This is a genomic window from Pseudomonas sp. BN417 (assembly GCF_029871205.1).
Classification (GTDB): domain Bacteria; phylum Pseudomonadota; class Gammaproteobacteria; order Pseudomonadales; family Pseudomonadaceae; genus Metapseudomonas.
Genome location: NZ_SSOJ01000079.1, coordinates 1 through 21,174, shown reverse-complemented (window position 1 = coordinate 21,174; position 21,174 = coordinate 1). Strand labels below are relative to the sequence as shown.

Below are 21,174 nucleotides of genomic sequence, written 5' to 3'. Positions count from 1 at the left end.
CTGATAGGGTGTCTGCGTCTTGAGCACACCATAGGCAATCTGCAGCAGCTTGCGCATGGCCGCGCCCAGGGCGCTCATCTTGGCTTTCCCGCGTGCCAGCAGACGCTGGTAAAGCGCTTTGACCGTGGGATTGTGCTGTTTGGCCACAATGGCCCCCATGTAGAGCTTGGCCCGCAGCCGAGGCTGCCCCGCTTTGGTCAAGCGTGGTTTGCCTTTTACCGACGTCCCCGAGTCCCAGGGGCGTGGAACCAGGCCCGCATAGGCCGCGCATTGTCGGGCACAGCCAAAGTCGCGGCTGTGCAGAAACGCCAGCAGGTGGCGGGAAAGGACATCCCCGATGCCCTGGATGCTCCGCAGCAGCTCCCGGTTGCGTTTGAGCTGGTCGTGCCGGTCGATGTGGTCGTCGATCTCCTGCTTCAGGCGTTCGGCCTCCTGACGCAGGGCACTGAGCATCGTATCGATGGAGGCCACTACGCTGAGGCTGGCCTGACTGACCTCGGCTTTTTCCCGCCGGTTCAGTTCGCGCTGGAGGTCCTCCTGCAACGCCTCATACCGCACGATCATCGCTTTCAGCTCGCGGATCTCCCGCGCCTCCGGCAACCAGCGTCGGGCCTTTTGGGTCGCGCCAAAACGGGCGAGCACCAGGCTGTCCTGCTTGTCCGTCTTACCGCGAATACCCAGGCTGCGCGCATATTCGCGGACTTGCGCCGGGTTCAGGACGAAGACCTGAACGCCACGGTCGTGCAGGTAATACGCCAAGGATTCGTGGTAGACCCCGGTGGCCTCAAGGAACACCTTCAGTTCCCCGGCGGCAACGCCACTGTGGGTGCAGCACCACTCGATCAAGGCGGCAAAGCCGTCTACTTGATTGGTAAATACCTTGGTCTTGACCTTCAGACTGTCCGGGTCGCGTAACCACAGACAGTCGAGCTTTTGCTTGCTGACATCGATTCCAATAACCGCCATCTCTCGATCCTTGCCTTGTTCATGCAGCCTCACTCCGGTGGAGGGGCTTGGATACCATTCAGGAGTTGGAGAAGAGGGCCGGGAGCACAATCTACGAAACAGAGTCGAGCTCTCAGGATGGGAACGGCTTTCCCGGCCCTGGGCAGTGAGGTAGCTAACCTCATTGCCCTGGAGAGATACAAGGATGGGTGGGTGCAGCGATACCCATCAATTCGGCGCAAACGGCGGGTATCGAGTTGCCCCACCCACCCTACACTCCCCTGACCAATCCACTGAAGGAGCCCTGCGTGCCAGGCCTGATACTCCAACCCGGCCAGATCGAAGCGGCCGCCAACATTCCACCCTTCCTCCACTTGCCCGGCCACGACCTGTTCCGCCAGCGTGCCGCGCGCCTGCGCAAGCTCGCCGAAGGCCACTCCCTGGCTGGCTACCTCCAGTTGGTCGCCGAACTCTGCGAGGCCCAGCAGCTGGTGCTGGACAACCCGCCGCAGCTGCCCGGACCAGCTCCGGAAGCTCTGGTCCGCAGCCGCGAGCACGGCATGCCTCCAATCGCCTTCGAAGCCCTCGTCCGCGCCGATGGCTGGCTGGCTGCACTCGACGCCCTGCTGGCGCGCTTCCAGGCGCCCGCCAACCCCGCCGTCGCCAAGGCCCTGCAGCAACTGAAAGAGGCCGACCCGGCCCAGCGCAAAACCTGGGGCGTTGGCCTCCTGAGCGGCCAGTTCGACCTGCTGCCGCCGGCCCTTGCGCCCTTCATCGGCGCCGCCCTGCAGGTCGCCTTCAGTCACTGGCTACTGGCCTTGCCGGAAGGCGTGGTGGTGGAGACCGATGCCAAGGTGCTCTGCCCGGCCTGCGGTTCGCCACCGGTCAGCGGCATGGTCCGCAACCGCGGCAAGTACAACGGCCTGCGTTACCTCGCCTGCTCCCTGTGTTCATGCGAGTGGCACTATGTGCGCTTGAAATGCAGCCATTGCCAGGAGAGCAAGCGCCTGGCCTACCTTTCCCTGGAGCGCGACGGCCTGAAGGGAGAAGAGGCGCCCATTCGCGCCGAGGCCTGCCCCAACTGCCAGGCCTACCTCAAACAGTGCTACCTGGATTTCGACGCCGAGGCCGAAGCCCAGGCCGACGACCTCGCCAGCCTCGACCTCGACCTGCGCCTGGCGGAGGAGGGCTACCTGCGCCACGCGCCCAACCTGCTACTGGCCCCCGGTGGGGAATAAGCACCTAGACTCAAATACGGATCGCCCCGCGCTAAGGAATGCCCATGTCGGCCGCTCGTTTGCCCTCAGTTGACCGCCTGCTGCGCAGCCCCGCCTGCGCTCCCCTGCAACAACGCTATGGCCGCGAGGCCCTGCTCAAGACTCTACGCGACCTGCTTGATGAACTGCGCGAACCCGCGCGCCAGGGCCAGCTCGCCGCCATCGAACTCACCGACGCCGTACTCGCCGGCCGTGCCGGGGAACGCCTGGCAGCCTGGCACTCCAGCCAGGTGCGGCGGGTATTCAACCTCACCGGCACCGTGCTGCACACCAACCTCGGCCGCGCCCTGCTGCCGGAGGACGCCATCGAGGCCATCGCCCTGGCCGCGCGCTATCCGCTCAACCTGGAATTCGAACTGGCCAGTGGCAAGCGCGGCGACCGAGACGACCTCATCACCGGGCTGATACGCGAGCTCACCGGCGCCGAGGCCGTCACCGTGGTCAACAACAACGCCGCCGCTGTGCTGCTGGCGCTCAACAGCCTGGGCGCGCGCAAGGAGGGAGTAATTTCCCGCGGCGAACTGATCGAGATCGGCGGCGCCTTCCGCATCCCCGACATCATGGCCCGCGCCGGCGTGAAGCTGGTGGAAGTGGGCACCACCAACCGCACCCACGCCGGCGACTACGAGGCCGCCATCGGCCCGCGCTCGGGCCTGTTGATGCGCGTGCACACCAGCAACTACAGCGTCCAGGGCTTCACCGCCAGCGTGCCCACCGCGGAGCTGGCGGCCATCGCCCACGCCCACGGCCTGCCCCTGCTGGAAGACCTCGGCAGCGGCACCCTGGTCGACCTGACCCGCTGGGACCTGCCCAAGGAGCCGACCGTGCAGGAAGCCCTGCGCGACGGCGCCGACATCGTCACCTTCAGTGGTGACAAGCTGCTCGGCGGGCCCCAGGCCGGGCTGATCCTCGGCAATCGCGAGCTCATCACGCGGATCAAGAAGAACCCCCTCAAGCGCGCCCTGCGGGTGGACAAGCTGACCCTGGCCGCCCTCGAAGCCGTGCTCGCCCTCTACCGCGACCCGGAGCGACTGGCCGAACGCCTCCCCACCCTGCGCCTGCTCAGCCGTCCGCAGGCCGATATCCAGGCCCAGGCCGAGCGCCTGGCGCCGCTGCTGGCCGCGCAGCTGGGCGCTCTCTGGCAGGTGAACGCGGTGCCGGCCCTGGGCATGATCGGCAGCGGCGCCCAGCCCGTAGCGCGCCTGCCCAGCGTCGCCCTCTGCCTGCGCCCGCAGCAATCCAAGCGCCTGCGCGGCCGCGCCTTGCGCCACCTCGAAGAAGCCTTGCGCAGCCTGCCCATCCCGGTGATCGGCCGCCTGGACGACGACGCCCTCTGGCTCGACCTGCGCCAGCTCGACGACGAGCCGGCCTTCCTCGCCCAGCTGCCGCAGCTCTCGGGGGACGCCGAGTGATAGTCGGCACCGCCGGGCATATCGACCACGGCAAGACCGCCCTGCTGCAAGCCCTTACCGGCCTGGAAGGCGACCGCCGTCCGGCTGAGCGCGAACGCGGTATCACCATCGACCTCGGCTACCTCCACGCCGACCTGGGCGACGGCCAACCCACCGCCTTCATCGACGTGCCCGGACACGAGCGCTTCGTCCACAACATGCTCGCCGGCGCCTGTGGCATCGACCTGCTGCTGCTGGTGGTAGCCGCTGACGACGGCGTGATGCCGCAGACTCGCGAGCACCTGGCTATCGCGGAGCTGCTCGGCATCCGCCGCGCCCTGGTGGCCCTGACCAAGATCGACCGCGTAGCGCCGAAGCGCATCGAACAGGCCCGTGCCGAAGTGTCCGCCCTGCTGGCGCCCGGCCCGTTCGCGGACGCCGCCATCTTCCCCGTAGCCAGCCCTGGTGGCGAAGGGATCGAAACCTTGCGCCAGGCCTTGTCGGGTGAATCCGCCCGCGTCGCCGCGCGCAGCGCCGAGGGCCACTTCCGCCTGCCCATCGACCGTGCCTTCAGCGTCGCCGGAGCGGGGGTGGTGGTTACCGGAACCGCCTTTGCCGGGCGGGTGGCGGTGGGGGATGAACTGGTCCTTAGCCCGTCAGGCCGCAAGGTGCGGGTGCGTGGCCTGCATGCGCGCAACCAGCAGGCCGAGCGGGCCGAAGCCGGCCAGCGCGTCGCCCTCAATCTCACCGGCGAGCGCCTGGCCCTGGAGCACCTGCATCGCGGCGACTGGCTGCTGGCGCCGGCGTTGCTGGCGCCGACCACGCGGCTGGATATCGACCTCAACCTGCTTCCTGGTGAGGCCCATGAGCTGGCCCACTGGACCCCGGTGCACGTGCACCTCGCCGCCCAGGACGTCACCGGCCGCGTGGCGCTGCTGGAAGGCAACAGCCTGGCGCCCGGCAGGCGCAGCTTCGCCCAATTGCTGCTGAATGCCCCCAGTCATGCGGTGCATGGCGACCACCTGGTGCTGCGCGACCAGTCCGCCCAGCGCACCCTTGGCGGCGGCCGCGTGCTCGATCCCTTCGCCCCGGTGCGCAATCGGCGCATCCCGGAGCGTCTGGCCCAGTTGGAAGCCCTGCGCGGCGAAGGGCTGGAGGCAGCGCTGGAAGCCTTGCTGACAACCGCCGCCAATGGTCTCGATCCCCAACTGCTGGAGCGCCAGTTCAACCGCCCGCGTAGCGGCTGGGCGTTGCCCGACGATGCCCTGGAAATCAGCAGCCGCCTGGGCCCACGGCTGTTCGCCAGGGACCGCTGGCAGGCATTGGAAGAAAAGCTGCGTCAGGGCCTGGCACGCTTTCACGCCGAACTGCCCGACGAACTCGGCCCCGACCGCGACCGTTTGCGCCGCTATGCATTGCCCGAACTGGACCGCCCGATCTTCATCGCCCTGTTGGAGCAGGCCCTGGCCAGCGGCAGCGTCCAGTCCAGCGGCCCCTGGCTGCACCTGCACGACCACCGCGTGCAACTCAGCACCGAGGACGAAGCCCTGCGCGAGCGCATCTGGCCCTTGCTGGAAGCAGGCGCCTTCGACCCGCCCTGGGTCCGCGAACTCGCCAAGGAACTGAAGGTGGAGGAGGGCGCCATGCGCCTGCTGGAACGCAAACTGGCCCGCATCGGCCTGCTGCAACAGGTGGTGAAAGACCTCTTCTACCCCGATGCGACCATCCGCCAATTGGCGTTACTCGCCCGGCAGCTGCAGGATGAATGTGGCAGCATCAAGGCCGCCGCCTGGCGCGACCGCACCGGCATCGGCCGCAAGCGCAGCATCCAGCTACTGGAACACTTCGACCGCATCGGCTTCACTCGCCGAATCGGCGACGAACGCAAGATCAGGGAAGACTCCGCCCTGGCCCAAGGGCCTGACCCCTGATCTCCGATTTGGAAGGCAAGCACGCCCGGTGGCGTGGCCGGGCTTCAAACCCGGTGGGGGACGGCAGCCGTTCCTGGGTGGGTTCGACTCCCACTGCCTTCCGCCATTTCTCCCTTCTCCCTTTGGAAGAGGATCCGGGAATGAGAGAAGCCTTGCTTGGACACAGCGCCAATTCATTTCCGTAGGGCATTTCGAGAGGGCGCGGTACGGGGTGGAACTCACCTGCTGCGACTGGCTACCGCCTTGGATGCAGCCCGCTGGCAACTGGCAAATCGCCGACCTCTTTGGGTCGCCCCTCTCCGGCAGAATGAATCCGTCCTCTGCTTCTCCCAAGCTCCTTGCCCTCTTTCTCGGCTCGAAAGCCGGACGTCGGGACATTGCCGGGTGATCTGGGCAGAAGGCCGCACTGTACTAGACTGCACCACGTCTGCGCGGTCGCGGTTCAGATCGCTGCATAACCAGGGTTCCATATCGCTGCAACGCGGACCACGGAGGGCCGACGTTCCAAGTGGAGAGCGTACTCGTGCCGTACAGAAAACGTCTGATCGTTGCTGCCGCAGCTGTTGCGGCCAGCTTCATGTCCAGTGCCCATGCCAGCGACTCAGTCATCCAGGCCTATTGTCAGGAGAAATGGAGCGGCAATGCCATGCGTGCCTATTGCCTGGAGGAGCAGCGCGAGGCGGCCGCGGCGATTGCCGGCTACAGCGGCCCGCTTCGTAGTCGATGTGAGTCCGAATGGAGCACCGATCTCCATATGGTCCTGTTTTGCATCAAGCAGCAGCCAGTATCCCAGGCTGCCATCGGCGATGCGATCCAGGATTAGATAGGTATATCAGTAGTGAATAGGGGCGGATTGGTTATTTTGCCTCTGGATCGGGAAAAATAAATTCTCCTCAGTTCGTTGTCCCAATTCATTCGTTATGCGTGACGACGGACGGTCATCTCCAATTGGCATCGAGCTCTTGCGGCGCCTATAACCGCTGCGCACTATGCGTGGCAGTTCATTCGGGGTCTGGCTTACCAGGCCGAGCCTACCCGTTAGATAAGCCGCGCTGGCTTGATCTCCCGGGAATGCTGCGATAGCACGGGCAGTACCCCACCAAGAAAAGCGCCTCCAAGAAGACGCACTTCCGCACGAGCCATTAATTAGGAGTTGATATGGTCATCCGATTCGCACTGGGCAGCGCGCTGGTACTCATGGCAAGCGTGGCGTTTGCCGCAACTCCCGCGGCCAAGGCCAAGCAGGCGGGTAGCGACAATTACTACCTGAACTGGCAGGAACGTAACGGCGAAATCGCCCTCGACAGCGTCTGCAGCAAGAACGAGAAGGGTTCTACGCAGTTCCGCGACTGCCAGAAACATGCCCAGGTGGTGTTCCGTAACTCCTGCACCCGGTCGAAAGACCCTGCCAGCAAGTGGTGCGTCGCCCAGAGCCGCTACAAGCCCTGAGCCCGCCGTGAGGCGTGAGCGACCGGACAGGCCAAGGATGGTATCGCCGCGCTCATGTGAGTAGCTGCACTGTGGGCTTCAGCGGCGAGACAGGATAGTTCTGAACCTTTGAATCGCTCGCCTGATCGACGTTGCTTCAAGGCGTGAAGGTCGGCTTCGGCCCGGTCGGCGCGTTGTTTCTCGGCAGCTCTGCAGATTGATTTCAGCGTTTGCGACTTCACCCTTTTTGCTCTGTTCTTCGTAACCGCGGCCCGGTGATTTCTCGCCATGTCGGCGTCCATGGTCGACGGCCCGGTTCTGGGAATACTGTAAAAAGTAAGGTCCTCTTCAGCATCACCGGCGGCAGATTGCAGGATTGCATCCTTGGGCCGGTGTTCGCAAAGTGAGTCGTGGAATTTTTGGGATGGTTCTATGTTGATTCCCATCCAGCCACGCTCATGAAACGCCCGTGTAACCGAATCGATCAACGGTTCGTTGGCTTCCACGTTGACGTAGAAACCACTCTCAAAGAACTTCGGCGCGCGCACTATCTGATTTATTAGAAATTCTGCGCATATGAAATGAACTTCACATTTAATGGCCATTGATTATGGTGATGAAGTGCGTTGGTAGTTGCGCGAATGGCTGTGGTCTTGATGCCTGTATGCCAGGATATTCCGGAATAGCCTATCGATTTTGAATGCGCATTTCCAAGCACGCATACCTGGACACGGCCAAGGTCCGTCAAGAGTGAGTGGCGGTTGTATTTGCTGCCCTTGGCGTGGAAACAGGCTACTGGAAACGCTCACACTCAGGACCGCTGGGCAGAGCGGATGCTGTTCTGAATGATGGCGGCCCGGCCGGCTCTTATAGTGGAAAAGTGACTATTGCATCGGCGCCTCTCACGCCAGGTGGTCATCGATGAACGCGAAAGAATGTCTGGCACTGATCCTGGTCGCTGGCGGTCTGTCAGCATGCGCGAGCCCAGCGGGCAAGGTGGATGAGCAGAGACTCTACATCAGGATGACGGCCACGGAGAGGAATGCGGGTGAAATCGCCCAGGCGACTCTGGTGCCGCTGGGCGGTGAGACGGGCATGACTCTGTTCGTCAGTGGCGTGCCGTCCAGCGTGGCCCGTCCTGTCCATCTCTACACCTACATCTACCCAGGGACCTGCGCGACTCCAGGCGCTTCGCCAGCGTATGAACTGAATCGGACCGTGGCGACTTACCGGTATTCGCGGATTGATGGATGGCGGTTATCGAAAACAGCACCAGTCGCTCTCGCGACGCTTCGCTCAAGCAGCCACTCCATCGTTCTGCGCACGAGCCCGGCGGACGGCAACCTCGATATCTTCTGCGGCGACATTCGCTGACGCCCATCCGCGGCGAGATTACAGGTGCGTAGCCAAGTGCGATTTCCTGCCATATCCGGGGGGCTTAAAAGCGGATGCCATTGCGCCGCATGGGTCTATGAAAACCAAGTTGAAACAGCGGGTTGCTGGCCGCTCGGGAATGATTCTTGATCTAGACTGATTGTTGATATTTTTTGCAATACAGCTCGGTTCCCTAGATGGGGTCGAGCACTGGAAGGCACGGAAAAAGTGCCGTACAAGAGGCTGAACAACGAAGGAGCAGATGAAGAGCACAGTACCACTCACGCGCGGGGCGGTGAATCCAACCGCCGCTCTTACCTCTGTGTGCTTACTCCCCCGCCGCTCCCTTCCGACCCTTTGCGCACCGTCCACGTACAGCCCCCCAAAAACGACTGAGCGCTGACAAACGAAAGCGACTCGGAGGCGTTCGGCTGCAGGCCCCATCCCGATAGCTGGCAGCCAAGCTCCCCCGTCCGATCATAAAGCGGGCGCTTCGCCGCGAGGCTGGATGCGGGGTTGCAGCCAGCGAACAGCAATTCGCTTACTGAGGGAGGGACCGTAATGAAAACCAAAGACTTGGGGCACAGGAAAGGTCGCCTGCCGCCCCCTGAAGACACTGATGCTACCGAAGACCGACGCACCTTCCTCAAAATCGGTGCCGCCGCCATGCTGGCGCCGGTACTGCTGAAATCGAGCGAGGGCGGGGCCGCCACCTTCCCGGTGTTCCCGCCCAGCCCGCCGACCACGCCGTGGCTGGTCACGCTGCCCAATGAGATCACGCCGCTCCAGGCAGTCGCCACCTTGAACCCGAGCCCCACGATCGCCGCGAATACCGCCGGTGGCGAAGCCGGGCGCGCGCCTCACCAGCGTTACGCCGAACTTACCGGCGTGCTCGGTGCACCCCTGCTCTACGAATTGAAGGCCAAGGAGCGGCTCGACTGGGTATTCCATCCGGCCTATCCGCCGCAACGCATCTGGGGTTATGAAGGCAACACGCCGGGTGCCGTTTCGCCCGGTCCGGTCATCTTCGCCCGCTATGGCAAGCCGATCATAGTGCGGTTCCGCAACCAGTTGCCGCAGAACCACGTGGGCTTTGGCACGCCGGAGATCTCCACCCACCTGCACAACGCGCACACGGGATCGGAGAGCGACGGTTTTCCGGGCGACTATTACAGCGCGAACAAGGCAGGGCCGACCCTGACGGCGCCCGGCGCCTTCAAGGACCACTTCTACCCCAATATCTACGCGGGCTACGACCAGCTGCAGAACCACATCGGCGATCCGCGCGAGGCCCTGGGCACGCTGTTCTACCACGACCACACCCTGGACTTCACCGCCGCGAACATGGTGCGTGGCCTGTTCGGCAATTACCTGTTGTTCGACAACGTCGACTCGGGCAACGAGCGCGATCCGAGCCCAAGCGCACTGAGGTTGCCGAGCCATCCCTACGACTACCCGCTGGCCTTTGCCGACAGGCGCTTCGACGCGAACGGCATCATGGTCTACGACCAGGTCAACCCCGAGGGGACCCTGGGCGACAAGGTACTGGTGAACGGCTATATCGAGCCGGTGCTGCGGGTCGCTGCCCGCAGGTATCGCTTGCGCTTCCTCAACGCCGGTCCCAGCCGTTTCTACGCCTTCTATCTGCAGTCGGAGGGTCGCCAGAACCAGACGTTCACCTTCATCGCCAATGACGGCAACCTGTTGCCGGCGCCGCTGCCGAACCAGACCACTTTCCAGTTGGGCATGGCCGAGCGCGCGGACATTGTCGTCGACTTCTCCAAGTACCCGATTGGCACCACGCTCTATCTGGTCAACAAGATGCGCCAGGAAGACACCCGCGAGGGCAAGGACATCAAGGACCCGGGCACCCGCGTGCTGAAGATCATCGTCGACCGCTTCCCGCCGGCGCAGGACCTGAGCCAGGTACCCGCCGTGCTGCGGACGCTGCCGCCAATCACGGCTGCGGAGATCGCCGCAGCTCCGGTGCGCCGCTGGGTGTTCGAGCGTTCCAGCGGCATGTGGTCGATCAATGGCAGGCTGTTCAACGTGAATATCCCGCGAGCCTCGATCGCCCAGGGGCGCTTCGAGATCTGGGAACTGGTGAACCCCGAGGACGGCTGGACCCACCCGATTCACATCCACTTCGAAGAGGGGCAGATCATCGCCAAGCTCGTCAACGGGGTGAGCGTGCCGGTGCCGCCGCAGCAACGCGGTCGCAAGGACGTCTACGTACTCGACGCGTTCACTACCCTGCGCGTGTTCCTGCGCTTCCGCGACTTCAAGGGCAAGTACGTCATGCACTGCCACAACCTGATCCATGAAGACCATTCGATGATGGTGCGGTGGGACATCGTCTGACTGGCGCGGCAACAACGCTTATGAGGGTGGAGGGATGGTCATGAACACTCGCAGATATCTGGTGACCGGCATGGGCGTCGCCGCGCTCGGCCTGATCGCCTTGCCTGGCCTCACGCTCGAGCAGCCGCGTCCTCGCCGCGCCGCTGACGACGACAGCTACTTCCCCAATGCGCGGCTTCTGACCCACGAAGGCAAGGAGGTCAGGTTCTACGACGACCTGATCCGCGGGAAGGTGGTCGCGATCAACATGATGTACCTGTCCTGCAGCGGGCGCTGTCCGACCGCCACGGCGAACCTGCTGCGCGTGCAGAAGATGCTCGGTGAGCGCGTGGGCCGTGACGTGTTCATGTACTCGATCACCTTGCAGCCGGAGCTGGATAGGCCGCAGCAGCTGAAGGCATTCGTCGAAAGGCACCGGGTCGGGCCGGGCTGGCTGTTCCTGACCGGAGAGCCCTATGACATCGAGCGGTTGCGCCTGAGCCTTGGTTTCTACGATGTGAACCCGGAGGTGGACGCCAACCTGGCGAACCATTCGGGCATGGTACGCATCGGCAACGACGTCTACCAACGCTGGACCATGGCGCCAGCGCTGGCGGAGCCGGAGCAGATCCTGTCCACCATCAATCACGTGGACAGCCGTGCGGTGCATACCGCCTAGGACCAGGCGGTGCGCGCCGTCGGTGTTTGATCGTAGGGCGCGCTGTGCGCACAGCGCACCCTACGGCTGACTCGCCTTCCCTATGAGTGGATGCTTACTCGCAAAGACGTCCCAGCTTTGCGTCGGGCATCAGCGCCAGGTATTGCTTGCCGCTCATATGCACCAGGTCGTTGTGGTCGCCCGCTTCGAAGTAGATGTCCGACTGCTCGGTGAGGGACTGGTCGATCAGGGTTTCCAGGCCGAAGAGGTTGCCGACGGCGGGGATGGCGCCGATGGCGCAGCCACTGAAGCGCTTGCTGAAATCACCTTCGTGGGCCAGGCGCCAGTTGCGCTTGGTGAGCTTGTGGACCTTCTGCAGGTCCAGCTGGCGGGTGGCGGGCACCACGGCCATCAGCCAGTGGCCCTGAAAGTCGTCGAGGATGACGGGTTTGGCCATCTGTTGCGGCGGCACGCCGGCGCGGCGCGCGGCATCACGGGTGGTCATGGACGTGGCGTGGGTGAGCACGTCGTAGCGCGACTTGTGCTGCATCAGGCTGGTTTGCAACTGGGTGATCATGGTCATGAGACACCTCCTGCCAGGGCGTCGGCTTGTCACTCCCGGTAAGTCGGCGTTGCCGGCACACAAGGAGGAGCCTCCCGCTCCCCACCTGGCACCCGCCGAGGCAGGTGCTCTGTTAGCAGTTTAGTGGAGGGTGGCCGGGCGGGTTCAGTCTCGGCCGACCGGTTCAGCCCAGGTCCTGGTGCATCGCCAGGCGATTGCTCAAGCCGGCCCGGGACTCGGCCTCCAGCCGCTGCCGCAAGGCGTCGTCGCAGTGCTCAGGCGGCAGCTGCAGGTCGGCTGGTCGTGAGCTCGCCTCTCAGTCGGTGAGAGGCTTTTCCAGCTGCACCAAGGCCACGCGATGGCCGTCCTGGGAGCGGCGTTCGACTATGCCGCGGGGCTGGTAGCCGAGCCGGCTGTAGAGCAACAGGCCGCCGGCGTTGGCGTTGAAGCAGGAGACTTTCATCAGCCTGGCCTTGTACTGCTCGCGGGCCAGGCGCTCCATGGCCTCGATCAGGTATTGGGCCACGCCCTGGCCGCGCGCCCAGGGCGCCACCATCATGTTGCCGAGGGCACAGAACTCACCGTGCTGCCATTGGTAGAAATTGGCGAAGCCGGCGACCTTGCCGTCGAGCAGAGCGACCGTGCTGCCACGGCGCTCGGCCATGGCGGCGGCGAGCTGGCCGACGGTGAGCGGCCAACTGGCCTTGGGGTAGGCGAAGAAGAGTTCGTCCGCATCCTGGGGGAAACGGACGATTTCGTGGAGGTCTTCGGCGCTGGCGGGGCGGTGTTGCAGCTGTGGATTGGCAGCGGGCATGGAGTCCTCAGTGCGGCGGGTATTGGGCGATCACCTTGGCGACCGTGTCGCGGATGGCGGCTTCTCGCTCGGCGGGGGTCGGCGGCGCGCTTTTCATGATCTGCTCGGCGCTGCCGCGCCAGACCAGCTTGCCGTCCTTGCTGTCATACATGTCCACCTGGATGGTGGCCACCTTGTAGCTGTAGATGCGGGTTTCGGTATAGGCCGGACCGCCCCCGTAACCTCCCCAATAGCCGCCCCAGTAGCCGCCGTAGTTGTAGCTGGTCTGTTGCTGGCGCTCATCGACGATCAGCCAGGACTGCACATTGAGGTCGGCCTTGCCGGTGGTGGCCGGGCGCAGGCCCCGCTGGTCGAGTTGCTGGCCGACGGCTTCGCGGATGCGTTGCTCGGTGAGGTCGCTCTTGATGCGCGGATCGTCGGGGCTGTACTGCAGGGCGGGCTCCTTCCAGCTCCAGCTGCGGTAGGCGCTGAAGTCGCGGGTGCTGTCGTAGTCGCGGTTGACGTTGTAGTTCTGGCAGGCGGCTAGGAGCAGGACAGCGGATAGGAGTAGCGTGCGGCGGATCATGATCGGATCTCCTCTGCCGGAAACATTATCCAAACGCAAGGTGGGGCGTTCGGCAAGGGGATATTGAGAGTGATTTCGTGCTCGGCGTCGCACCTCCCCGAAGAGGAAAGGGGGGCTCGTGCCTGCGGCTCCGACGTTCGCAGATAGTACGGACAAGCACCCCTCTCCCTCTGGGAGAGGGGCTGGGGGAGAGGGATGGTGGGACCCGCTCGGACTTCAACGAGGCGGATAGTCGTCCAGCGCCTCCTTCACCGCCTGCCGCAGCGCAGTCACCCCCTCGGAGCGGTTACCACTGGCGTAGGCCTCGCCACTGCCGCTCCACACCTCCTGGTTATCGTGGGCGTCGTAGAACTGCAGGTAGACCACCGCCACCTGTTCCTCGTAGGTGCGCACGATCGGCACGCTGGCCCAGGCCCCGTACTGGTCGCGCCAGGGGCCGCTGCCGTAGTAGGCGCCGCCGTAGTCGTCGTACTGTCGCAGGCGTCTCTCGTAGCGCAGGCTGGCGCTGACCTTGAGGTCGGCTGCGGCGGGGCTGCGCGCCTGGCGCAGGCCGTGCTGGTCGAGGCCCGAGTTGACCATGTCGGCCATCTGTTCCGGGGTCGCCCAGTTGTTGCCGGCGGGCAGTTGGCCGTCGAGCCAGGTCCAGCTGCGGTAGCGGCCGAAGTCGCGCGGGGCGGCGGGGTAGGCGCTGCTGTCGAAGGTGCTGGCGGCGCCCGGCGGGGCGGGCGGCACCGGGCGGGATTGATAGAGGTAGGGGTTGGGGCTCTGGCAGGCGGTCAGGAGCAGGGCGAGGGCGATGCAGCCGGGCAGTTTCATGGGGCCTCCGTTCAGAGCGGCCGGCAGATCCAGTGCAGATAACGGCCGAGTCCCTGGTAGCTGGGATGGCGGCGGTAGGCGAGTTCCATTTCCAGCAGGTCCACCAGTTCGGCCTTGGCCTGGAACTCCTGCGGCATGTAGTCGTGGAACACGCGCACGCCGCTCTGTCGTTCGACCTGCCAGTGCCCGGCGAGTTGCGCCGCCAGGTCGCGCGGGTCCAGCGGCTGCTGCGGGGTCAGGCTCTGGCCAACGCCTGCGAACTTGTGTTTGCGCAGCTTGCGGAAATGGCCCTTGAGCAGGTTGCGGTAGATCAATGCGTCCTTGTTGTAGAAGGCCAGCGACAGCAGGCCGTTCTTGGCGGTGAGCTGGTGCAGCACAGGGAGGATGGCGTGGGGCTCGGCCAGCCATTCCAGCACGGCGTGGCAGAGCACCAGGTCGTACGGCTCGGTGAGCTGGCCGAGCAGTTCCTGCCAGGGCGCCCGGATGAAGGTGGCCGAAGCGCCGGCGTCGGCGAAACGCTGGCGGGCGCCTTCGAGCATGGGGTCGGCGGGTTCGGCGAGGGTCACCTGGTGGCCGCGCTGGGCCAGCCAGAGGGCCATGTGGCCGAGGCCGGCGCCGATGTCGAGCACCCGCAGGGGGCGGTCGGGCAGCACTTCGGCCAGGTCTGCCTGGAGTACGGCGAGGCGGATGGCGCCCTTGGCGCCGCCGTAGATCTTCTCGGCGAAGCGGGTCGCCAGTTCATCGAAGTGCCGGTCGCTCATGTGAAGCGCCTTTCGCTGTCGGCCAGCTTGGCCCTCACCACCTGTTCCATGTCCAGGCCCAGCTCGGCGCAGAGCAGCAGCAGGTAGAGGATGATGTCGCCCACTTCCTGGCCGGCGTGTGCCAGCTTCTCGGGCGGCAGTTGGCGTGACTGGTCTTCGGTCAGCCACTGGAAGATTTCCACCAGCTCGGCCATTTCCACGCTGGCGGCCATGGCCAGGTTCTTCGGGCTGTGGAATTGCCGCCAGTCGTTCTGGTCGCGGATGGCGTGCAGGCGGGTGGTGATTTCGTCGAGGTTCATGGGGCTCTCCTTGGCCGCCTATGGTCCCGCTGCCCGCCCGCCGGTGCAAGGGTCAGCGCAAGGGGCGCCAGCTGCCGGCCATGTGCGGCACGTCCTTGCTGCCGCGCAGGGCGAGCTGGCCCTCCGGGGCGGGGGCGCTGGCCAGCAGGGTCACTTCGCTGGGCAGCAGCACTGGTTTCTGGAAGCGCACTTCCACTTCGAAGCCTGCGGCGGGCAGGCGGCTTTCCAGGGCCGCCAGGCAGCGCGCCTTGTTCCACAGGCCGTGGGCGATGGCGCGGGGGAAGCCGAACAGGCGGGCGCTGACGGCCGAGAGGTGAATGGGGTTGTAGTCGCCGGCCACCCGGGCGTAGCGCCGGCCGATATCGGCGGGGGCCTGCCACTGGTCCAGCTGTTCCAGCGGCAGGACGTCCTCGCTGATTCGGGGCGCGGGCTGGCCGGGCAGGCGCAGGCCACGGAAGAGGATGCGGCTGTCGCCTTCCCAGACCAGCCCGAGCTGGTCTTCCAGGCGGGTAATCAGGCTGAAGGTGGCGCCTTTCTCGTGGGGGTGCAGGTTCTCCACCCGCACGCTGGCATTGAAGGGGCCGAGGCCACCCAGCGGGCGCAGCACGCGGATGCGGTTTTCCAGGTGCACCAGGCCCAACAGCGGGAAGGGGAAGCGCGGATCGGTGAGCAGGCGCATCTGCAACGGGAAGGCGAGGATATGTGGATAAGTCGCCGGCAGCAGGCCCTTGTCGGTGAAGCCGCAGACCGCCCGGTAGCGCTCGAGGTGGCCAGGGTCGACGCTCACCGGGCTGCGCACGCCCAGCTCGGGCAGGGCCTTGCTTCCCGTACCACGGCGCATGGCGGCGCGGGCGAACAGGCCGGGAAGGGCCGGGGGAGCGGGCAGGTCGAGCCAGTCGGTGGCCATGGGGATATCTCCTGGAGGCGAATGGGGCTCAGCATAGTCAGTCGCCCAAGGGGCACATTGGCCGACCGTCCCGGGCGGGCGGCAGGGCAGTCAATTGCCGGCCTTGAGTGCTGATGGCAAAGCTGCATAAGATGGCCGCGCCCCGCAGACAATAAGAATTCTCAAACGATGATGCGTGATCTGACCGACGATGTGGCGCTGATGCGTCCGGTGATCGACGCCCTGCGTGCCAGCGGCACCGACCCGGACAAGGTTCTGGTACGCGTGGGCCTGCCGCCTGGCGGCCTGCCCGCAGGTCGCTTTCCCCATGCCGCCCAAGACCCGTTCTGGAAAGCCGCCGCCGCCGAATGCGGCGAGGAGCATGTCGGCCTCTATCTGGCCGGGCACCTGCCAGCCTTCCATGGCCTGCTGCTGGAGTACCTGTTCCTTTCCAGCGGCACCTTCGGCGAAGGGCTGCGCCATGCCCTGCGCTATGTGCGTCTGCTCTCGGACACCCTGAATGCACAGCTGGACGTGGAAGCGGAGCGCGCCGTGCTTTCCCTCGGCCAGCACTCGGGCAGCAACCGGCACTTTCCGGAAATGCTCGCCGGCGCGGTGATCCGCCTTTTCCATGCCCTGACCGAAGGGCAGTTCAAGCCCCAGGAGGTGCAGCTCATGCATGCCGAAGGCGCTCCGGCTGAGCGCTACCAGGCGGTATACGGTTGCCCGGCGCGGCTCGGTGCCGAGCGCTATGCGCTGATCTTCGCTGCCGAGGTGCTGGACAAGCCCTCACGCCACGCCGCGCCGGAATTGCTGCGCATGCACGAGTCATTGGCGCGCCGCCAATTGGCCGAGGTGGAGCGCCTGGACCTGGTGCGCCAGGTCCGCGAACTGATCGGCGAGCTGCTGGTGGACGGCGGCGCCACTCTGGAACAGGTGGCCGCCCGCCTGAACATGCCGGCCCGCCGCCTGCGCGAGCGCCTGGCCATGGCCGGGGTGCGCTTCAACGACCTGATCACCGACTATCGCTGCCGGCTGGCCAAGGAGCTGCTGTTGAAGACCGACGAGCGCATCGAGGTGATTGTCGAGCGCACCGGCTTTTCCGAGCCGAGCACCTTCTACCGCGCGTTCAAGCGCTGGGTGGGGGAGACGCCGGTGGAGTTCCGGCGCAAGGGGAAGGGCGAGGCTTGAACCCCGAGCGCGTCTGCGGCTGTTGTTTTTCCTGTGGGGGCGAATTCATTCGCTAAGGGCTGCGAAGCAGCCCCCATGGGAGTCAGTGGGGCAGGCCAGCGGCCTGCTTGGCGAATGAATTCGCCCCCACACAGGCATGGCCCACCCCCGAGTCCGCCCCTCAAGCCCCCAACAAGCTCTGCCCACACACCCGCATCACCTGCCCGGTGAGGGTGCCGGAGCCCGGCTGAGCGAACCAGGCCACGGCCTCGGCCACGTCCTGGGGCAGGCCGCCCTGGTTCATCGAGTTCATGCGCCGCCCGGCTTCGCGGATGGTGAAGGGAATGGCGGCGGTCATCTGGGTTTCGATAAAGCCCGGCGCCACGGCGTTGATGCTGATACCGCGCTTGGCCAGGGCCGGCGCCCAGTTCTGCGCCAGGCCGATGACCCCGGCCTTGCTCACCGCGTAGTTGGTCTGGCCCATATTGCCGGCGATGCCGCTGATGGAAGCGATCAGCACCACGCGGCCGTTGTCGTGCAGCTTGCCCGCGTCCAGCAGGGCCTGGGTGAGCACCTGCGGGGCGCGCAGGTTGACGTTGATCACCGAGCTCCAGAAGTCGTCGCTCATCTTGGCCAGGGTCTTGTCGCGGGTGATGCCGGCGTTGTGCACCAGGATATCGACGCCCTCTGGCAGGGCCTCCACCAATCGGGCGGCAGCGTCGTCGGCGGTGATGTCCATGGCCACGCCACGGCCGCCCAGGCGCGCGGCCAGGCCGTTGAGGGCGTCCTTGGCCTGGGGCACGTCGAGCAGGATCACGTCAGCGCCGTCGCGGGCCAGGGTTTCCGCAATCGAGGCACCGATGCCACGGGAGGCGCCGGTGACCAGCGCCCGCTTGCCGGCCAGCGGCCGGGTCCAGTCCTGCACCCGCTCGGCACAGGGCGCCAGGCGCAGCACCTGGGCCGAGACATAGGCGCTCTTGGGCGACAGGAGGAAGCGCAGGGCGCCTTCCAGCTGGTCCTCGGCGCCCTTGCCGACATAGACCAGCTGCACGTTGCCGCCGCGACGGATTTCCTTGCCGAGGGAGCGGGTGAAGCCTTCCAGGGAGCGCTGCACGCTGGCGGCCTCCAGGTCCTTGATCGACTCCGGGGCGCAGGCCAGGACCACCACTTTCGGGCACTTGCCCAGGCCCTTCATGGCCGGCTGGAAGAAGTCGCGTAGTTCGATCAGCTGTTCGAAGCGGGTCAGGCCGCTTGCGTCGAAGATCAGCGCCTTCAGGCGCGGGCCGTGCTCGGCGGTCCAGCGTGGCAGGCCGAAGCGGCCGTCCTCATCGGCGAAATTCTGGTCAGTGAGCTTGTTCAGCACGCCGCTGGCGGCTTCGGCCAGGGCGCCCTGGCCGCCGATCAGCAAGGCGCCATCCACTGGCCGCGCACGGCCCGCCATCCAGCGCTCCAGACGCACCGGCGCCGGCAGGCCGAGGGCGCCGACCAGGCGCCGGCCGGTGTTGGAGTTGGCGAAGGCGAGGTAACGGTCGTTCATGGAATAGCTCCTGCTGGCAAACGAAAGTGGGCCCACTCTACGCAGACACGGATTGCACGCAATTGACCGTGCTGACCTCCCGAGCGGCGAGGCGGCCAATCCAGGCGTCTAGTCTTGTATCCGACACTGCAACCCGCAAACCCTCACCCGCAAGGAGTCACCATGACCCAGCTGCGCCGGGTCGCCATCGTCGGCGGCAACCGCATCCCCTTCGCCCGCTCCAATACCGTCTATGCCACGGCGAGCAACCAGGACATGCTGACCAGTGCCCTCGAAGGCCTGGTGGAGCGTTTCAACCTGCATGGCCAGCGCCTCGGCGAGTTCGCCGCCGGCGCGGTGCTCAAGCACTCGCGGGACTTCAACCTGGCCCGCGAATGCGTGCTGGGCTCGCGCCTGGCCCCGGAAACCCCGGCCTACGACATCCAGCAGGCCTGCGGCACCGGCCTGGAGGCGGCCATCCTGGTCGCCAACAAGATCGCCCTGGGGCAGATCGACAGCGGCATCGCCGGCGGGGTGGATACCACCTCGGACGCGCCTATCGGGGTGAACGAGGGGCTGCGCAAGATTCTCCTTGAAGCCAACCGGGCCAAGTCCACCGGGGACAAGATCAAGGCCCTGCTGCAGGTGCGGCCGCGCCACCTGGCACCGCACATCCCGCGCAATGGCGAGCCGCGCACCGGCCTGTCCATGGGCGAGCATTGCGAGCTGATGGCGCAGACCTGGGCCATCCCCCGCGATGAACAGGACCAACTGGCCATCGCCAGCCACCAGAAGCTGGCGGCTGCCTACGCCGAAGGCTGGCAGAATGACCTGCTGAGCCCTTTCCGCGGCCTGACCCGCGATCAGAACCTGCGCCCGGACATCAACGCCGAGAAGCTCGCGGCCCTGAAACCGGTCTTCGAACGCGGCGCGCGCGGCACCCTGACGGCGGCCAACTCCACACCGCTGACCGACGGCGCCTCGGTGGTGCTGCTGGCCAGCGAGGATTGGGCCAAGGCACGCGGGCTGCCGATTCTGGCCTACTTCAAGGATGGCGAAGCGGCGGCGGTGGATTTCGTCAGCGGCGAGGAAGGCCTGCTGATGGCGCCGGTCTACGCCGTGCCGCGCCTCCTCGCGCGCAACAACCTGTGCCTGCAGGACTTCGACTACTACGAGATCCACGAAGCCTTCGCTGCCCAGGTGCTCTGCACGCTGAAAGCCTGGGAGGACGCCGACTACTGCAAGACCCGCCTCGGCCTGGATAAGCCGCTGGGCGCCATCGACCGCAGCCGGATGAACGTCAAGGGCAGCTCCCTGGCTGCCGGCCACCCCTTCGCCGCCACCGGCGGGCGTATCGTCGCCAATCTGGCCAAGCTGCTTTCCGTGGCCAGCGAGGGCCGTGGATTGATCTCGATTTGCGCCGCAGGCGGCCAAGGTGTGACCGCGATCCTGGAAAAGTAATCCAATACCCGTGGCTGCAAGTCATCGCGGCCACGCGATGTAAGCAACTCCGTGATTTAGGGCGGCCCGCAATGCAGGGGCCGCCCTTTTTTTCGATCGCGAAATGGTCCGGTTCGCGAGCAAGCTCGCTCCTACACAATTCCTGGCGCCGTGCAGCGGCTTCAGCCATCCACCAGCACGCCGCCGCGGACGATCTTCACCCTCTGGTGGAGTTCCAGGCGCACCGGGTCGCGTCCGGTGATGCTCCAGCCCTGGTCCAGCAGTTTGTCGATGTGTGTGCGCATGATGTGGTAGCAGCGCCTTCTGGTCGGTCCTGGGCGTCGGCTTGCTCTTGAAGACGGCCTCGGGGCCTGCTTCGGGTAACAAGCACCCGGAAACGCTCAGCTCGGGTTCGTACAGCAGCCTGGAGTCAGTCATTCGGAAGAACCTCCTTATTGCACGATTGCGTTCGGACGCATGCAGCCATCCCGGCCTGCACCTGGGTGTTTCTTCGTTGCAACAGATGGCGAGCAATCGCTGTGCCAGGACCGGTCAAGCCGCTCTGGCATGGCATCTCGACATGGGGAGGGCGATTTTCGGGCGCCAGGAATGGGGGCCGTGGACGCATGAGTGGGGGCATTCCTCGAATGGACCTCGGCCTTTATCACCCCCTTCAGGAGGGTGTTCGGAGTGCCGCCGGGGGAGTTGTTCCGGGCGTAGGCGGGCTGCTTGTGCGGAATGCGGATTCTTGCAGGGGCGAATGAATTGGCTATGTCTGCATTCAGTGTTGCTAGAACGTCCTGAGCCGAGTTGCTTATCGAGTGGGCTGCGAGTCCCGGTTTCGCCTTCCCAGGCGAGTCCCTTTTCCAATCGTTGAAAAGGAACCAAAAAACTTGCCCCTGCATCCGGCCCGACTTCGTCGGGTTCCCTCGCTCCACCATTGCTCCGGGGGCCCGGCGTGAGGGGCCATCCATGGCCCCGCACGCCTCTCGCGGCATCCA

General features: G+C 65.5%; 20 protein-coding genes and 1 tRNA gene. 11 read left to right on the top strand and 10 right to left on the bottom strand.

Translation table 11 applies throughout. The features are described from left to right. On the bottom strand, positions 1-966 hold a 966-nt coding region (locus E8F11_RS08835), incomplete at its 3' end, for an IS110 family transposase (RefSeq protein WP_280287030.1). A 287-nt stretch (positions 967-1,253) separates the two neighbouring features. On the opposite strand from E8F11_RS08835, the gene fdhE reads away from it, so the two are divergent. The 9 genes from fdhE (at position 1,254) to E8F11_RS08790 (ending at position 11,365) form a co-directional block, all read left to right on the top strand. Then, entirely contained in the window at positions 1,254-2,183 is a 930-nt protein-coding gene (gene fdhE / locus E8F11_RS08830; protein WP_280288466.1) for a formate dehydrogenase accessory protein FdhE, read from the top strand. Between the two features lie 44 nt (positions 2,184-2,227). Further along, positions 2,228-3,634 (top strand): L-seryl-tRNA(Sec) selenium transferase, encoded by a 1,407-nt coding sequence (selA, locus tag E8F11_RS08825; RefSeq protein WP_280288465.1) that lies wholly within the window; start codon positions 2,228-2,230, stop codon positions 3,632-3,634. Next, positions 3,631-5,544, top strand: a complete 1,914-nt coding sequence (gene selB / locus E8F11_RS08820; RefSeq protein ID WP_280288464.1) for a selenocysteine-specific translation elongation factor — start codon at positions 3,631-3,633, stop codon at positions 5,542-5,544. Before selA ends, selB begins: the two co-directional genes overlap by 4 nt. Before the next feature lie 10 nt (positions 5,545-5,554). Continuing rightward, a tRNA-Sec gene (locus E8F11_RS08815) sits at positions 5,555-5,650 on the top strand. A gap of 417 nt (positions 5,651-6,067) precedes the next feature. Next, complete coding sequence (locus tag E8F11_RS08810; RefSeq protein WP_280288463.1) at positions 6,068-6,367, top strand: hypothetical protein; 300 nt, start codon at positions 6,068-6,070, stop codon at positions 6,365-6,367. Positions 6,368-6,702: 335 nt separating this feature from the next. Further along, on the top strand, positions 6,703-6,993 hold the full coding sequence (locus E8F11_RS08805) for a hypothetical protein (protein ID WP_280288462.1): 291 nt from the start codon (positions 6,703-6,705) through the stop codon (positions 6,991-6,993). A 900-nt stretch (positions 6,994-7,893) separates the two neighbouring features. Further along, entirely contained in the window at positions 7,894-8,346 is a 453-nt protein-coding gene (locus E8F11_RS08800; RefSeq protein ID WP_280288461.1) for a hypothetical protein, read from the top strand. A 561-nt stretch (positions 8,347-8,907) separates the two neighbouring features. Continuing rightward, on the top strand, positions 8,908-10,707 hold the full coding sequence (locus E8F11_RS08795) for a multicopper oxidase domain-containing protein (RefSeq protein ID WP_280288460.1): 1,800 nt from the start codon (positions 8,908-8,910) through the stop codon (positions 10,705-10,707). Positions 10,708-10,747: 40 nt separating this feature from the next. Continuing rightward, entirely contained in the window at positions 10,748-11,365 is a 618-nt protein-coding gene (locus E8F11_RS08790; RefSeq protein WP_280288459.1) for an SCO family protein, read from the top strand. 94 nt (positions 11,366-11,459) lie between these two features. Here the strand turns inward: E8F11_RS08790 and E8F11_RS08785 are convergent, their stop codons facing one another. The 7 genes from E8F11_RS08785 to E8F11_RS08755 all read right to left on the bottom strand — a co-directional run bounded on the left by E8F11_RS08785 (position 11,460) and on the right by E8F11_RS08755 (position 16,068). Next, the gene (locus tag E8F11_RS08785; protein ID WP_280288458.1) at positions 11,460-11,927 is read right to left on the bottom strand and encodes a YbaK/EbsC family protein; all 468 of its coding nucleotides are present in this window, start codon (positions 11,925-11,927) and stop codon (positions 11,460-11,462) included. Between the two features lie 295 nt (positions 11,928-12,222). Continuing rightward, positions 12,223-12,720, bottom strand: a complete 498-nt coding sequence (locus tag E8F11_RS08780; protein ID WP_280288457.1) for a GNAT family N-acetyltransferase — start codon at positions 12,718-12,720, stop codon at positions 12,223-12,225. A gap of 7 nt (positions 12,721-12,727) precedes the next feature. Next, positions 12,728-13,285 carry a DUF4136 domain-containing protein gene (locus tag E8F11_RS08775; RefSeq protein WP_280288456.1) on the bottom strand — a complete coding sequence of 186 codons (558 nt, stop codon included), beginning with the start codon at positions 13,283-13,285 and terminating at the stop codon, positions 12,728-12,730. Between the two features lie 216 nt (positions 13,286-13,501). Continuing rightward, positions 13,502-14,101, bottom strand: coding sequence for a DUF4136 domain-containing protein (locus E8F11_RS08770; RefSeq protein WP_280288455.1), 600 nt, complete (start codon positions 14,099-14,101; stop codon positions 13,502-13,504). 11 nt (positions 14,102-14,112) lie between these two features. Continuing rightward, positions 14,113-14,862, bottom strand: coding sequence for a methyltransferase domain-containing protein (locus tag E8F11_RS08765; RefSeq protein ID WP_280288454.1), 750 nt, complete (start codon positions 14,860-14,862; stop codon positions 14,113-14,115). Beyond that, on the bottom strand, positions 14,859-15,161 hold the full coding sequence (locus E8F11_RS08760; protein WP_280288453.1) for a MazG-like family protein: 303 nt from the start codon (positions 15,159-15,161) through the stop codon (positions 14,859-14,861). Before E8F11_RS08760 ends, E8F11_RS08765 begins: the two co-directional genes overlap by 4 nt. Before the next feature lie 52 nt (positions 15,162-15,213). Then, positions 15,214-16,068 (bottom strand): MaoC/PaaZ C-terminal domain-containing protein, encoded by an 855-nt coding sequence (locus E8F11_RS08755; protein WP_280288452.1) that lies wholly within the window; start codon positions 16,066-16,068, stop codon positions 15,214-15,216. Between the two features lie 171 nt (positions 16,069-16,239). On the opposite strand from E8F11_RS08755, the gene E8F11_RS08750 reads away from it, so the two are divergent. Next, positions 16,240-17,238, top strand: coding sequence for an AraC family transcriptional regulator (locus E8F11_RS08750; RefSeq protein WP_280288467.1), 999 nt, complete (start codon positions 16,240-16,242; stop codon positions 17,236-17,238). A 160-nt stretch (positions 17,239-17,398) separates the two neighbouring features. On the opposite strand, the gene E8F11_RS08745 is transcribed toward E8F11_RS08750, so the two are convergent. Next, positions 17,399-18,754: a 3-oxoacyl-ACP reductase gene (locus tag E8F11_RS08745; RefSeq protein ID WP_280288451.1), complete on the bottom strand. Its 1,356-nt coding sequence runs from the start codon at positions 18,752-18,754 to the stop codon at positions 17,399-17,401. A gap of 162 nt (positions 18,755-18,916) precedes the next feature. On the opposite strand from E8F11_RS08745, the gene E8F11_RS08740 reads away from it, so the two are divergent. Then, complete coding sequence (locus tag E8F11_RS08740) at positions 18,917-20,194, top strand: acetyl-CoA C-acetyltransferase (protein ID WP_280288450.1); 1,278 nt, start codon at positions 18,917-18,919, stop codon at positions 20,192-20,194. Positions 20,195-20,355: 161 nt separating this feature from the next. Here E8F11_RS08740 and E8F11_RS08735 read toward each other — a convergent pair whose 3' ends face one another. After that, entirely contained in the window at positions 20,356-20,478 is a 123-nt protein-coding gene (locus tag E8F11_RS08735) for a hypothetical protein (RefSeq protein ID WP_280288449.1), read from the bottom strand. Between the last annotated feature and the right edge of the window lie 696 nt (positions 20,479-21,174).

Excerpts from the sequence above, each read along its gene's own strand:
- selA (WP_280288465.1), top strand. The coding sequence starts at position 2,228 with ATGTCGGCCGCTCGTTTGCCCTCAGTTGACCGCCTGCTGCGCAGCCCC.
- E8F11_RS08805 (WP_280288462.1), top strand. The coding sequence starts at position 6,703 with ATGGTCATCCGATTCGCACTGGGCAGCGCGCTGGTACTCATGGCAAGC.
- E8F11_RS08800 (WP_280288461.1), top strand. The coding sequence starts at position 7,894 with ATGAACGCGAAAGAATGTCTGGCACTGATCCTGGTCGCTGGCGGTCTG.
- E8F11_RS08795 (WP_280288460.1), top strand. The coding sequence starts at position 8,908 with ATGAAAACCAAAGACTTGGGGCACAGGAAAGGTCGCCTGCCGCCCCCT.
- E8F11_RS08790 (WP_280288459.1), top strand. The coding sequence starts at position 10,748 with ATGAACACTCGCAGATATCTGGTGACCGGCATGGGCGTCGCCGCGCTC.
- E8F11_RS08785 (WP_280288458.1), bottom strand. The coding sequence starts at position 11,927 with ATGACCATGATCACCCAGTTGCAAACCAGCCTGATGCAGCACAAGTCG.
- E8F11_RS08780 (WP_280288457.1), bottom strand. The coding sequence starts at position 12,720 with ATGCCCGCTGCCAATCCACAGCTGCAACACCGCCCCGCCAGCGCCGAA.
- E8F11_RS08775 (WP_280288456.1), bottom strand. The coding sequence starts at position 13,285 with ATGATCCGCCGCACGCTACTCCTATCCGCTGTCCTGCTCCTAGCCGCC.
- E8F11_RS08770 (WP_280288455.1), bottom strand. The coding sequence starts at position 14,101 with ATGAAACTGCCCGGCTGCATCGCCCTCGCCCTGCTCCTGACCGCCTGC.
- E8F11_RS08765 (WP_280288454.1), bottom strand. The coding sequence starts at position 14,862 with ATGAGCGACCGGCACTTCGATGAACTGGCGACCCGCTTCGCCGAGAAG.
- E8F11_RS08760 (WP_280288453.1), bottom strand. The coding sequence starts at position 15,161 with ATGAACCTCGACGAAATCACCACCCGCCTGCACGCCATCCGCGACCAG.
- E8F11_RS08755 (WP_280288452.1), bottom strand. The coding sequence starts at position 16,068 with ATGGCCACCGACTGGCTCGACCTGCCCGCTCCCCCGGCCCTTCCCGGC.
- E8F11_RS08750 (WP_280288467.1), top strand. The coding sequence starts at position 16,240 with ATGCGTGATCTGACCGACGATGTGGCGCTGATGCGTCCGGTGATCGAC.
- E8F11_RS08745 (WP_280288451.1), bottom strand. The coding sequence starts at position 18,754 with ATGAACGACCGTTACCTCGCCTTCGCCAACTCCAACACCGGCCGGCGC.
- E8F11_RS08740 (WP_280288450.1), top strand. The coding sequence starts at position 18,917 with ATGACCCAGCTGCGCCGGGTCGCCATCGTCGGCGGCAACCGCATCCCC.
- E8F11_RS08735 (WP_280288449.1), bottom strand. The coding sequence starts at position 20,478 with ATGCGCACACACATCGACAAACTGCTGGACCAGGGCTGGAGCATCACC.